Here is a 13484-nt window from a genome sequence, read left to right on the forward strand (position 1 = left end):
TCTCGCACCGGACCGCGCCCCGGGAGGCAGACGAAGTGACCGCACCCGACACCATGTCGCACGTACTGGCCGCACTCGACAGCCCCCACCGGGGCCTGACCTTCCTCGACTCCGGCGGCACCCCCCTCGCCTTCACCGAACTGGCCCGCACCACCGAGGACCTGGCACGGCGTTGGGCCGGGCTCGGGGTGCGGCCCGGCGACCGGGTGGTGCTGGTGGCCACGGACCTCAGGGAGTTCACCCTCGGGCTGCTCGCCGCCATGCGGGCCGGTGTCGTGCCCGCGCCCGCGTTCCCGCCGCTGGCGTTCGGCAGGGGGAACGAGCAGGTCACCGCGCTGAAGCGGATCTGCGGGGCGTCGCAGGCGGTGCTGTGTCTGGCCGGCGACCACTCCGTGACCGCCCTGCGCGACGCCGGACTGCCCTGCCGTGTGGGCACCTTCGAGGACCTCGCCTCGGCGCCGCCGGGCCCGACTCCCCCGGCCCCCGGCCCCGGGGACCCGGCGCTGCTGCAGTTCACCAGCGGCAGCACCTCCGACCCCAAGGGCGTGCTGGTCACCCACCGGGCGCTGACGGCCCACACCCGGGCCCTGGCCACGGCGCTGGAGATCGACTGCGAGCGGGACCGGGGGGTGAGCTGGCTGCCGATGTACCACGACATGGGGCTGATCGGGAAACTCCTGGTGGCGGTGGTCACCCAGACCTCCACCTGGTACATGAACCCGCTGCAGTTCCTCAGGGACCCGCTCGGCTTCCTGCGGCTGGTCTCGGACGTGCGCGGCACCATCTGCTACGCCCCGAACTTCGCGTACGGACTGCTCACCCGGTATGCCCGGGACGGAGTTCCGGACGATCTGGACCTGTCCGGCTGGCGGATCGCCGGCTGCGGCGCCGAGCCGGTCCGCGCGCAGACCCTGCGCCGGTTCGTCGACGCGTACTCCCCCGCCGGCTTCCGTGCGCAGGCCCTCTTCCCCTGCTACGGCCTGGCGGAGGCCACCCTCGCCGTGTGCACCGCGGCACCGGGCGAGGGCATGATCACCCGGACGGTGGACGCGGACCTGCTCACCGGCGGGGCCGTCGCACGGCCCGCGGCGCCGGACGACCCGCGCGCGCTGGAACTCGTCTCCAGCGGCCGTCCGCTCCCCGGTACGTCTGTCGGCGTCGTCGACACCAGGGGCCGTACCGTCCCCGACGGCACGGTGGGGGAGATCGTCGTGTCCGGTGACCATCTGGCGAGCGCCTACCACGGTGATCCGGAACTCACCGCGCGCACCTGGCGGGACGGCCGGCTGCACACCGGGGACACGGGGTTCCTGCTCGGCGGAGAGCTCCATGTCACCGGGCGGATCCGCGACCTGATCATCGTCAACGGCCGCAACTACCAGCCGCACGACATCGAGCGGATCGCCGAGCAGGTCGAGGACGTACGCCCGAACAACGTGATCGCGGTGGCGGCCGAGCACGGCGACAGCGCCGCCGTGCGCATCGTGCTGGAGTCGCGGACCTACCCGCCGGCCGCGGACCTGCCGCACCGGGTGACCCGGGCGGTGCAGCGCGGCCTCGGGGTGCCCGTCGCCGACGTGCTCGTCATCCCGAAGGGCACCCTGCCCAAGACCAGTTCGGGCAAGCCGCGCCGCCGGCACACCGCGGAGCTGCTCGCGGCCGGCGCGCTGCCCCCGGCCGGCTGAGCGAAGACGCCGCCGACCGGGCCGTAAGAGAGGCAATCCGACGGAAGGAAGGCACCGATGAGCACAGCCCGACCGGAGATCGGCGGCACGTACACGGTGCGGGAGGGGGACACGATCACCGAGATCGCCTTCCTCGCCTACGGGGACGCGCGCCGCTACACCGACCTGGCCGAACACAACAAGGACGTACCCGGGTTCGTGGCGGCCCGGCTCAGGCCGGGACTGCGGATCGCCATTCCGGAGCCCGACTACCTGCCCCGGCCCAGCGGGCTGGGCGGCATGAGAGGCGGCGCGGGCCAGTCGTTCGCGCTGCGGGACGAGCGAGGAGGAGACCGATGACCACCGGAACCGAGGACAAGATCTTCGACACCCTGCGCGAGGTGATCACGCGGATCGCCAAGGTGCCGCCGGAGACGGTCGTACCGGACGCGCCGGTGAGCGGACTGCAGAACGTGGACTCGATCGTGCTGCTGGAGATCGTCGTCACGATGGAGAACGAGCTGGGCATCGAGATCGACGAGGAGGAGCTCTTCGACATCGACACCGTCGGCCAGTTCGTCGCCGCCTGCCGCAGGATCGTCGAGGCCGGCTGAGACGGGCCGGCACAGGCTCCGAGACGCGCACGAAAGCACCGCGACGGCACAGCGACCCGAAGGGACCAGGCACATGCGGCGCTCGAAGAAACTCCTGCTCATCTCACCCCGGGCCACGTTCTTCGGACGGAACCCGAAGCACCAGCAGTTCAAGAGGGAATCGCGCGAGTTCCAGTTCTTCGACTACACCTGGACCGGCTTCGCCACCGGGCTGATCATCGTCGGCTCCCTCACCCCGCCCGAGTACGACGTCCGGTACGTCGACGAGAACATCGAGCCGGTCGACTTCGACGCCGAGGCGGACCTGGTCGCGCTCACCGGAATGACCGCGCAGGCGGACCGGATGTACGAGATCGCGGCCGCGTTCCGGGCCCGGGGCGTCCCCGTGGTCGCGGGCGGGCTGCACGCCAACCTCCTCCCCAAGGAGGTGGCGCTGCACGTCGACGCGGTGTGCGTCGGCGAGGCCGAGTCGGTGTGGCCGCAGGTGCTGCACGACTTCGAGCAGGGCGAGCTGAAACCGGTCTACCGGCAGCGCGGCCGGGCCGACCTCACCCAGGCGCCGCGGCCCCGCTGGGAACTGGCCCAGGAGCGCTACTACCCGAGCGTGTGGGTGGAGACCTCGCGCGGCTGCCCCCACACCTGCCGGTTCTGCGCGGCCACCATCCGCTACCGCGACAAGCTCGGCCACAAGACGGTGGACCAGGTGATCGCGGAGGTGGAGCTGGTCCGCGAGCGTTTCGACAACCCGTACGTCCTCTTCTCCGACGACAACTTCGTGGTCGACCGGGCCCGGACCAAGGAGTTGCTGCGGCGGCTGGTCCCGCTGGGCATCAAATGGAGCGGTCAGTCCGACGTCTCCTTCTACAAGGACCCCGAGATCCTCGAACTCATGCACGAGAGCGGCTGCATGATGATGCTGATCGGCTTCGAGAGCGTGTCCACCGACGGCCTGGCCGGCATCGACGAGCGCAACTGGAAGCTGCGGGCGCTGTCCACGTACGTCGACGCGACCAAGGCGATCCAGGACCACGGGATCGGCGTGTACGGGGCCTTCACCCTCGGTCTGGACACCGACACCAAGGACGCCTTCGAACAGACCGCCGCCTTCATGAAGGACAACTACCTGGCCGGTATCCAGGCGTCCTGCGTCACCCCGTTCCCCGGCACCCCGCTGCGCGCCGACATGGAGCGGGAGGGCCGGATCCTCACCGACCGCCCCTGGTCGCACTACACGGTCTTCGACGCGGTCTACGAGCCGAAGCACATGACCCCCGAGGAGCTGGAGGAGGGCACGATCGGCGTCTACCGCAGCTTCTACAACCGGGAGTTCTCGCTGCGCAAGACCCGGCACTTCAAGTCGATCTACCGCAACCTCGTGAAGAAGAAGGCCGAGCGCGACGAAGCGCTCGCCACCTCCGGCCGGAGCATGGTGTGAGGGCAGCGGTCATCGGTGTCGGCGGCATCGGCACGGAAGTCGTGCGGGCCCTGCGCTCCCGTGGGCACGAGGTCGTGGCGGGCTGGCACAGCTCCCCCCAGGCGGCGGAGCGTCTCGGTGTGCCGGGCGCCGCGATCGACGCGCGGGACCCGGACTCGTGCCGGGAGTTCCTCGCCTGGGTCTGGCGGACCCAGGGACCGTGCGCGGCGGTGGTCAACTGCTTCGGCACGGTGGCGGAGGGACCGCTGCTGAAGACGGACGCCAAGGCCGTCGAGCAGATCCTCGACGCGAACCTGCTGGGCGTGGTGAACGTCTGCCGCGCGGTGGCGTTCCGGCTGATGAAGGCCGGCGGCGGGTCGATCGTGAACATCGGCTCGGCGGCCTCCCGGCTGGGCGTGCCCGGGCTGTCCGGCTACACGGCGGCCAAGAGCGCGCTGGCGGGCTTCGGACGGGCGCTGGCCGCCGAGTTCGCCCGCTACCAGGTCACCTGCAACACCGTGTCGCCGGGCTTCGTCGACTGCGGCGGCACGGCACAGCGGCCCGAGGCGTGGAAGGCGGCCGTGGCCCGGCACATCCCGCTCGGCCGGCTCGGGACGGCGGCGGACGTCGCCGCGCTCGCCGCCCATCTCGCCTCGCCGGAGAGCCGCTACATCACCGGGCAGGAGTTCGTCGTCGACGGCGGATGGACCCTGGGCAGCCCCGTGCTCGCCGCCGATCTGACGGAGGCCGACCGTGCCTGACTCTCCCCCGCCGGCCGCCAAGCAGACCCTGTGCACCTTCTGCGGGGTCGTCGACCAGGTCACGGTCACCGAGGACCGCAAGGTCCGGGCCACCGGCAGTCTCGGCGTGTGCGTCAAGGGCGCCCACTACTTCCAGAAGCACCTGGGCGCGCACCCCCGCGAGGTGGCCCGTTTCACCAGTCCCATGCTGCGCTCCCCGTACGGCTGGGAGCGGGTCTCGTGGGACTACGCGATCGACATGGTGGCCGACACGATCCTGACCGACCGCCAGGACTACGGCCGGGACGCCCTGGCCTTCTACGGCGTCGGCCAGATGACCATGGAGTCGCTGTGGGTCACCAAGAAGTTCTTCCAGGGGCACCTCGGCAGCAACAACATCTGCTCCAACGCCGAGCAGTGTCTGTCGAACAACGCGGGCGGCCATGAGCTGGTCCTCGGCAACGAGGGCCCGTTCTCCTGCTACGACGACTACCGGTCCGCCGAGGCGATCTTCTTCTACGGGCACAATCCGGCGGTCAACCATCCCACGGTGTTCCAGCGGTACATCCGGCGCAACCGTGCGGCGGTCAAGGTGGTCGTCGATCCGCGCCGCACCGACACGGTCGCCGCGCTGCTGGCGGACAACCCCGACAACATCCATCTGCCCGTGCGCAGCGGCAGCGACGTCCTGCTGAACATGATGTTCGCCCGCCGGCTGCTGGACACCGGCGCCTGGGACCGGCGTTATGTGACCCGCAACGTCGACCCGGACAGCGCCGAGGCGTTCCTCGCCTTCCTCCGGGAGGGGCCCTTCTCGGCGGAGGAGGTGGTGCCGCGCATCACGCCCACGGGCATGGACGTCCGCGAGATGCGGGCCAGGGTCGAGCGGGCGTGTGAGCTGTGGGCGCGGCGCCGGGTGGTGACGACGAGTTCGGTCGGCATCAACCAGACGGTGGGCAGCGCCGGAGTGGCGTCCATCCTCGACCTGCATCTGCTGACGGGCGGGATCGGCGAGCCCGGCCGGGGCCATGTGCGGCTGGCGGGCCAGTCCAACGCCTCCAGCGAGCTGGCGCTCGGCTACTCCGGCCGGCTGCTGCCGTTCCGGATGCGGGTCGAGCAGCCGGAGCACCGGGCCGTCATGGCCGACATCTGGGGGGTGCCGCCGTGGCGGATCAGCCCGCGCCAGGGGCTGCCCGTGGCGTCCTTCGCCACCTCGGAGCGGCTGCGCACCCTGTTCGTGTTCGGCACCAACCCGGCGCGCAACTTCCCCAACCTCCGGCGCTGGCGCGAGAAGATGATGGACCTGTGCATCGTGTATGCGGACTCCTACTACAACCCGGAGATCCTGGAGTACGCGGACATCATCCTGCCCTGCCGGACCAAGCACGAGACGTCGGGGATCTTCCTCAACGGCGAGCGGCGGCTGCAGTACATGGAGGCCGTCGAGGAACCGCCGTTCGAGGCGTGGGGGGACGTACGCATCATCTGCTCGGTCGCCCGGCGGATCGCCGAACGCCTGGGTGACGCGGAACCGCCCGCGGTGGCGCACGAGCCCGCCGAGGCCGAGGTCGAGTCCTGGGTGGCGGACGGCAACGCCGATCTGTCGGGGCCGGCGCTCGACGCCGCCTTCGCCTATCCGACGGGACCCGACGGCGAACCGTCCGGTGAGGCGATCTGGGCGGAACTCCAGCGGGCGTCCCGGGGGTTCTACAACGAGTTCGTCGACGGGGACGGCGAACCGATCACCTGGGACCGCATCCGGACCGGAGAGGGGGTCCAGTGGCAGGGGGAGCGGCGGTACGTCCGGCCGCCCGCGGACGAGGAGGCCGGGGACACCACGGAAGAGCCGGAGGAGCCGATGTTCTCCGGTGTCTTCCGCGCCGACCGCCGGCGGGCCCGTTTCCATCTGCCCGCCCCGGAGCGCCTGGTGCCGTTCCAGGAACGCGGCTCCGGCTTCGTGCTGATCACCGGCCGGGGCGCCATGGGGCCGGGCAACGCGGTCCGCCGTCACAACACCGCGATGTTCAACTCCTCGACGGCGACGGGCGCCGACGACTGGCCGGAGCGCAACAGCGTCTATGTGAACCCGGCCGACGCCGAGCGCCTCGGGGTCGGCACGGGCGCGGAGGTGTCCCTGCGCAACGAGCGGGCGGCGATCGTCTGCCCGGTCGAGGTCAGCGAGGACGTTCCGGCCGGGCATGTGTACCTGACCTTCCATCCCGACCGGGCCGGCACCCATCCGAACCTGCTGACCAGCTCGGACAACATCGATCCGCACACCTGGCAGCCGCTGCTGAAGGACACCCGCGTCGAGGTCGTCCCCGTGGCCCGCCCGTCGTCCGTCGCCGCCACCGCGCCCGGCGCCTCCCCCGCCGAGGCCTGAGCGATGGCGACGACCGGCGCGACGCCGCTGACGCCGCTGACGTACCCGGTGCGGACGTTCCGCCGGCTGGCCGCACCGGAGCCGGGCGCCGACTTCGAGCGCCCCGCCGACTACGGGCTGTCCGCCGAACCGTTCACCGTGCTCACCGCGGACCGGCTCCGGGTGTCCGGGTGGACGTTCGTCCCGCCGCAGCCCTGGGGCGTGGTGATCGTCTGTCACTCCCGCAGCACCGGCAAGTCCCGCACGCTGCGGCAGACGAGACTGCTGTACGACGAGGGCCTGGCCGTGGTCGGCTTCGACTTCCGGGGCTGCGGCGAGAGCGGGACCGGCGCGCGTCGGCTGCGGGGCAGCCTGTGGGATCCGCTGCGGGACCTGGACGCCGTGTCCGCGTATGTGGGGCGGTACTTCGGGGACGGTTCGCCGCTGCTGGGGCGGGTGGCGCTGCTCGGCTGCTCGTTCGGCGGGAACATGGCCCTCGCCCATCTGGGGAGGGCGGGTCTCGGGCGGTATCCGGCCCTCGTGCTGGACTCGACGCCGCTGGTGCGCTGGAAGAGCATGCTGGACGTCCAGCTGCGGCGGGAGCGGGACGGGGCCAGGTGGCGCGGGCCGCGCGCGGCGGCGGACGCTGCGGTGGCGTCGGCGGTGTCGGCCTGGACCAGGTCGGGGGCCCTGTACCGGCATGCGCGCCGGTCCGCCCGGCGCCAGTCCGGCACCGCGCTGCTCTACGTCGCGGGCGAGCGGGAGGCGCTCTACGATGTCGGGGAAAGCCGTCGTTTCGTCGAGGACCACTGGGCCGGCCACGCGGAGATCTGGACCGTGCCGAGGGGACGCCATCTGACCAACCACGTGGTGGCCCCCGCGGCCTACGCCGCCCGGGTCAGCGGCTTCCTCCGCGAGGCGTTCGACCGGCACGCCTTTGCTGTGCATTACCTGTGACTGACCCGACCTTTGCCCGGCGGGGGCCGCCGTTCGCCTGGGCTTCACGCGGGGCCGGTCTGGGGCCCCTAGGGTTGCGGCGCCGCTCCCCCGAACGTCCATCGCTTCTGTCCCGGAGGACAGTCATGGCCGCCGTCAAGGCTCCCCAGCGCAACCGACGCCCCCTCGCCGCACTCGCGGGCGCCGTCGCCCTCACCGCCGCCTCGATCGGTGTCTGGGCCGCCACGGCCACCACCGCCCAGGCCGCGGCGCTCCCGACCCCCGACCACGTGGTGGTCGTGGTGATGGAGAACCACGCCTACTCGCAGGTGATCGGCAGCTCCAGCGCCCCCTACCTCAACAACACGATCAAGGCGGGCGGGGCGAACCTCACCCAGTCCTACGGTCTGACCCACCCCAGCGAGCCGAACTACTACATGCTCTTCTCGGGCTCCAACCAGGGCCGCACCGACGACAGTTGTGTCTCCGTCGGTTCGATCTCCGCCCCGAACCTGGCGTCCGAGCTGATCGCCGCGGGCAAGACCTGGGCGAGCTACAACGAGTCGCTGCCGAGCCAGGGTTCGACGACCTGCAGCAGCGGCAAGTACGCCCAGAAGCACAACCCGTGGTTCGGCTTCTCCAACGTGCCGACCAACACCGCGAAGACCTTCGCGCAGTTCCCGACCGACTACACGACCCTGCCGAAGGTGTCCTTCGTCGTGCCGAACCTGTGCAGCGACATGCACGACTGCTCGGTCTCCACCGGCGACACCTGGATCCAGAACAACCTCGGCGCGTACGCCACCTGGGCCAAGACCCACAACAGCATCCTCGCCGTGACCTTCGACGAGGACAACAAGCTCTCCGGCAACCGCATCCCGACCCTGTTCTACGGGGAGCACGTCACCGCCGGCAGCTCCAGCTCCACCACCTACAACCACTACAACGTGCTGCGCACGATCGAGGACCTGGCCGGGCTGTCCGCGCACGCGGGCAACGCCGCCTCGGCCTCCGACATCACCGGCATCTGGAACTGACGCCGGTGTATCTCGCGGACTCCCGCGGCACCAGGCCCGCCGTCGTCCCGGACACCCGTCCGGGGCGGCGGCCGGCCGCCGTGCCCTCCACCGTGCTGGCCCTGGGCGCGGTCAGTCTGATCACGGACGTCTCCTCGGAGATGGTCACCGCCGTCCTGCCGCTCTACGTCGTCGCGGGCCTCGGTCTGTCGCCGCTCGGCTTCGGCCTCCTCGACGGCATCAACAACGGGGTCGGGGCGCTCGTACGGCTGGCCGGCGGGCATCTCGCCGACCGAGGGGGCCGCCGGCACAAGGCGGTCGCGGGCCTCGGCTACGGTCTGTCGGCCCTGTGCAAGCCGCTGCTGCTGTTCGCCCACACCCTGCCGGTGATCAGCGCCGTCCTCGCCGCCGACCGCACCGGCAAGGGGCTGCGCACCGCGCCCCGCGACGCGATGATCTCGCTGGCCACCGTGCCCGAGCGCCGGGGACGGGCCTTCGGGGTGCACCGGGCGATGGACACCACCGGCGCGCTGCTCGGCCCGCTCGTCGCGTTCGCCGTGCTGCGCGCCACCGTCGACGGCTACGACGCGGTGTTCGCCGTCAGCGGCTGTGTGGCCGTGCTCGGGGTCCTGGTGCTGGTGCTGTTCGTGCCCGCCCGGATCACCCCCGCCGACGGTGCCGTACGACCGCCCGAGGCGGCCCGGCCGACGCTGCGGGAGGCGTTCGCGCTGCTCGGCCGCCCCGAACTGCGCCGGCTGACCGTGTGCGCGACCCTGCTCGGGCTGACCACGGTCAGCGACTCGTTCCTCTATCTGCTGCTCCAACGCGAAGGGGACCTGCCCGCCGAGCTGTTCCCGCTGCTGCCGCTGGGCACCGCGTCCGTCTTCCTGCTGCTCGCCGTCCCGCTCGGGGCGCTCGCCGACCGGGTCAGCCGCCGCCGGCTCTTCCTGGCCGGTCACGGGGTCCTGCTGCTCGGCTACGGCCTGGTGCTCTCCCCCTGGCACGGCGTCCCGGCCGTGCTCGCCGTCCTCGTGCTGCACGGCGCCTTCTACGCGGCCACCGACGGGGTCCTCGCCGCCGCCACCGCCGGTGTCGTCCCGGACCGGCACCAGGGCGCCGGGCAGGCACTGGTCGGCACGGGTCAGGCGCTGGCCCGGTTCACCTGCTCGCTGGCCTTCGGCGCGGCCTGGAGCCTGTGGGGCGGGCGGACCGCGCTCGCCGCCACCGCCGGGGCCCTGGCCGTCAGCGCCCTGGTCGCCGCGTACGTCCTGCGTCCGGCCGCCGCCCCCGCGTCCGACCAGGCGGTGTCCGTATGACCAGAACCGGCCGTCTGGTGATCCTGCTGGTGGCGGTCCTGCTGCTGGGGAGCGTCGGGACCGGGGCGGTGCTGTACGCGGCGCACCGGTCGGGGATGCGGGACGAACAGCAGGCGAACGGTCCGACCGTGCGGGCCGGCAGCGTCTCGCTGCGGCCGACGTCCGGCCGCCGGCTCCTGGTGCGCAATCTGGCCTGGGGGCCGCACCGCGACGAGATCGCCACCGTGCCCGCCGACGATCCGCAGGGGCCGCGCACCGCTTCGGGCGTCAAGTGCCTGCGCTTCCACGCGGCGGCGGGCACCGGCATCTGTCTGCAGGCCGTGCACGGCGCGCTGCGGGACACCTACCGGGCGGTGGTGCTCGACGCACGCCTGCGCGAGCTGCGCCGCTTCCCCGTCCCGGGCATTCCCACCCGGGCCCGGGTCTCCCCCTCCGGGCATCTGGTGGCCTGGACGGTCTTCGTCAGCGGCGACTCCTACGCCGGTACGGACTTCTCCACCCGCACGGCGATCGTCGACACCCGCACCTGGACGGTCGACGACAATCTGGAGACCTTCCGCATCGTCAAGGACGGGCGCTCCCACCACGCGGCCGACACCAACATCTGGGGCGTCACCTTCGCCGACGACCACCGCTTCTACGCCACCCTGGCGACCGGCGGGAAGACCTACCTCGTACGGGGCGACGTCACCGCCCGCACCCTCACCACCCTGCACCGCAACGTCGAATGCCCGTCCCTGTCGCCCGACGGGACCCGGATCGCGTACAAGAAGCGGGTGAAGGGGGCCTCGCCCGACGCGCCCTGGCGACTGTACGTCCTCGATCTGCGGACCATGAAGGAGACCCCGACCGCCGAACGGCGCAATATCGACGACCAGGCACTGTGGGCCGACGCCCACACCCTCGTCTACGCCCTCCCCGGCGACTACGGCTCCGACCTGTGGACCGTCCCCGCCGACGGCAGCGGTACGGCCCGTCGGCTGATGGACTCCGCCGTCGCCCCCGCGTACCTGGGGTGACGGTGTCCTCGGGCCGCGTCCGGTGGAACCGGAGTGACGCAGCGGGCGTTCTCCCCTGTGAGGGGGCGGATCCGCCGGCCGACGGAAGGAACGAGGGCGACGTGACGAGTGACAAGGCCCGAAGACTGTTCGAGGCGCTCGACCTCGATCACGACGGGACCCTGACCCGCGCAGAGGTGATCACCGCTCTGCGGACCAGGGGCCCGTCGCTGGCGGCGTCGGGCGTGCTGCCGTTGTGGGGCCTGGGGGACGCCGACGCGTCCTCCGCCCTGTTCGACGCGGCCGACCAGAACGGGGACGCGGTGCTGACGCCGGAGGAGTTCGCGGCGGTCGTGGACCGGCGCTTCGGCTGGAGCTGACCCCAGGGCATGCCGGCGGGACTGCGGGGCTGAGCAGGGCGCCACGAACCCGCGGAGCCCCGGGACATCCGGTCGGCCTTGAGCGCCGAATACCCCTTGGGGAAGCACCCGACGGGCTCCCGGCACCCCGGGAGCCCGTCACCCCCCGTTCGGGTGCGCCCAGGGGCCCTCGGACGTGCGGCCGGCTGTCGGCCGCGGATGATGGAGACATGCCGGCAGCGGACGACGAGGTCGCGGTGTTGATCGTCGGTGGCGGGCCGGTCGGGCTCACCGCCCGGGCGCTGCTGGAACGCTGGGGTGTGCGGACCCTGCTGGTGGAGAGGCATCCCGAGCTGTCGCCGTTCCCCCGGTCCCGGCTGGTGAACGTGCGCTCGATGGAGATCTTCCGCCGGCTGGGCGTGGCGGCCGAGATCGCGGCGGGGGCGTTCGCCCCGGAGTACGGCCGGGTCCGCTTCCGCGACACCCTGTACGACCGGGACTTCGCGACCGCGGCGATGATCGGGATCAACGCACCGGTGCCGCAGAGCCCCGTGACCGGCGTGGTCACCTCGCAGGACCGGCTGGAACCCACCCTGCTCGCGGCGGCCGACGCACCGGTGCGGTTCGGGGTGGAGCTGACCGCCCTGGTGGAGGACGCCGAGGGCGTCGAGGCCGTGCTGCTCGACCACCGAAGCGGTGCGCGGACCCGCGTCCGCGCCCGCCATGTGCTCGGCGCCGACGGGGCGAACTCCACCGTGCGGCAGGCCCTGGGCATCGGCACCACCGGCCCCGGAGCGCTCGGGAAAATCACCACCGTGGTGTTCGACGCCGACCTCGGCCCCTGGCGCGACCGCCGGCCCGCCGGGGTCTACTTCACCCGGCACGGCTCGTTCCTCCCGCTCTACCCCGAAGGCGGCTGGGCCTGGCTCACTCCCACGCCCGCGGACGCCGAGGGCGCCGACTGGCCGGCGCTCGTCTCCCGGGCGCTCGGCGCCGACGGCGAGGTGCGCGCCGAGGTGTCGCGGGTCCAGCACTGGGTGGTGAACGCGTTCGTCGCCGAGCGCCTCCGCCGGGGCCGGATCCTGCTGGCCGGCGACGCCGCGCACGCCCTGCCCCCGGCCGGTGGCCTGGGCATGAACGCGGGCGTCGCCGACGCGCACAACCTGTGCTGGAAACTGGCGGGCGTGCTGCGCGGATGGGCCGGACCGGGCCTGCTGGACACCTACGAGCCGGAACGGCTGCCCGTCGCCCATCGGACGCTCCACCAGGCCGTGGTCAACACCCGGCTCATGTTCCAGGCGCTGGAGGACCGCGAGGCCCGCCCGGCGGGTGAGACGGCACCGGACGGGACCGAACTGCCCTGGTCGGAACAGTACTTCGCCCAGCTCGGCCTCGTGCTCGGCGTCGTCTACGACTCCGGCGCGGTCCTCGCCGACGGCAGCGCCCGGCCCGAGGCCACCGGGACGGACCCGGGCACGGAGTACGTTCCGACCGCGCGGCCCGGCCACCGCATGCCGCACCTCTGGCTGGGCCGCGACCGGTCCACGCTCGACGCGCTGGGCGAATGGTTCACGCTGCTCACCCCGGACCCCGCCGCCTGGGAGCGGCAGCGGACCGGACCCTGGCCGGTGCGCGTCGAACCCCTGCCCGCCGCGTACGACGCCCTGTGCGGCCTCGGTCCCCGGGGGGCGTTGCTGATCCGCCCCGACGGCCATGTCGGCGCCCGCTGGCCGGACCCCCCACCCGGTGACTCCACCCTCCACCGGGGCCTCACCGAGCTCACCCACGCGCCGCCGCGCTGAGAGCTCACCCCGCGGCCGGCGGACGGTCAGCAGGCGGCGGCGGTCGCGTCGATCAGCAGCGGGGCGGCCGTCCTCGCCGCGATCTCCTCGTACGTCACCCCCGGCGCGGTCTCGACCAGGGCGAGTCCGGCCGGGGTGATGTCGAGGACGCCGAGGTCGGTGATGACACGGTGGACGCAGCGCTCGCCGGTGAGGGGGAGGGTGCACTCCTCGAGGATCTTGGGGGTGCCGTCCTTGGCGGTGTGTTCCATGAGGACGATGAC

The 13484-nt window shown here is 72.4% G+C and carries 13 protein-coding genes; 12 read left to right on the forward strand and 1 reads right to left on the reverse strand.

Annotated elements, in window-relative coordinates; genetic code table 11:
* Window positions 1-35: 35 nt before the first annotated feature.
* The 12 genes from ABZ464_RS26845 (at window position 36) to ABZ464_RS26900 (ending at window position 13221) form a co-directional block, all read left to right on the forward strand.
* Window positions 36-1685, forward strand: a complete 1650-nt coding sequence (locus tag ABZ464_RS26845) for an AMP-binding protein (protein ID WP_359280467.1) — start codon at window positions 36-38, stop codon at window positions 1683-1685.
* 57 nt (window positions 1686-1742) lie between these two features.
* A complete protein-coding gene (locus ABZ464_RS26850) occupies window positions 1743-2024 on the forward strand; it encodes a LysM domain-containing protein (RefSeq protein WP_359280468.1) in 282 nt (93 codons plus the stop codon).
* Window positions 2021-2278: an acyl carrier protein gene (locus tag ABZ464_RS26855; protein WP_359280469.1), complete on the forward strand. Its 258-nt coding sequence runs from the start codon at window positions 2021-2023 to the stop codon at window positions 2276-2278. The genes ABZ464_RS26850 and ABZ464_RS26855 overlap by 4 nt, the downstream gene beginning before the upstream one ends.
* A gap of 73 nt (window positions 2279-2351) precedes the next feature.
* Entirely contained in the window at window positions 2352-3713 is a 1362-nt protein-coding gene (locus tag ABZ464_RS26860) for a radical SAM protein (protein ID WP_359280470.1), read from the forward strand.
* Window positions 3710-4453: an SDR family oxidoreductase gene (locus ABZ464_RS26865; RefSeq protein WP_359280471.1), complete on the forward strand. Its 744-nt coding sequence runs from the start codon at window positions 3710-3712 to the stop codon at window positions 4451-4453. Before ABZ464_RS26860 ends, ABZ464_RS26865 begins: the two co-directional genes overlap by 4 nt.
* Window positions 4446-6815: a molybdopterin-dependent oxidoreductase gene (locus ABZ464_RS26870; protein ID WP_359280472.1), complete on the forward strand. Its 2370-nt coding sequence runs from the start codon at window positions 4446-4448 to the stop codon at window positions 6813-6815. The genes ABZ464_RS26865 and ABZ464_RS26870 overlap by 8 nt, the downstream gene beginning before the upstream one ends.
* Before the next feature lie 3 nt (window positions 6816-6818).
* Window positions 6819-7751, forward strand: a complete 933-nt coding sequence (locus tag ABZ464_RS26875) for an alpha/beta fold hydrolase (RefSeq protein WP_359280473.1) — start codon at window positions 6819-6821, stop codon at window positions 7749-7751.
* Window positions 7752-7876: 125 nt separating this feature from the next.
* Window positions 7877-8767, forward strand: coding sequence for an alkaline phosphatase family protein (locus tag ABZ464_RS26880; RefSeq protein ID WP_359280474.1), 891 nt, complete (start codon window positions 7877-7879; stop codon window positions 8765-8767).
* A gap of 5 nt (window positions 8768-8772) precedes the next feature.
* Window positions 8773-10062 (forward strand): MFS transporter, encoded by a 1290-nt coding sequence (locus tag ABZ464_RS26885; protein ID WP_359280475.1) that lies wholly within the window; start codon window positions 8773-8775, stop codon window positions 10060-10062.
* Window positions 10059-11081 (forward strand): TolB-like translocation protein, encoded by a 1023-nt coding sequence (locus tag ABZ464_RS26890; protein WP_359280476.1) that lies wholly within the window; start codon window positions 10059-10061, stop codon window positions 11079-11081. The genes ABZ464_RS26885 and ABZ464_RS26890 overlap by 4 nt, the downstream gene beginning before the upstream one ends.
* A 101-nt stretch (window positions 11082-11182) precedes the next feature.
* The gene (locus tag ABZ464_RS26895; protein WP_359280477.1) at window positions 11183-11440 is read left to right on the forward strand and encodes an EF-hand domain-containing protein; all 258 of its coding nucleotides are present in this window, start codon (window positions 11183-11185) and stop codon (window positions 11438-11440) included.
* 209 nt (window positions 11441-11649) lie between these two features.
* A complete protein-coding gene (locus ABZ464_RS26900; protein WP_359280479.1) occupies window positions 11650-13221 on the forward strand; it encodes an FAD-dependent monooxygenase in 1572 nt (523 codons plus the stop codon).
* A 26-nt stretch (window positions 13222-13247) separates the two neighbouring features.
* Here the strand turns inward: ABZ464_RS26900 and ABZ464_RS26905 are convergent.
* On the reverse strand, window positions 13248-13484 hold a 237-nt coding region (locus tag ABZ464_RS26905; protein WP_359280480.1), incomplete at its 5' end, for a CoA-transferase.

It is taken from the genome of Streptomyces sp. NPDC005820, assembly GCF_040630255.1.
In the GTDB taxonomy this organism is placed as follows: Bacteria; Actinomycetota; Actinomycetes; order Streptomycetales; family Streptomycetaceae; genus Streptomyces.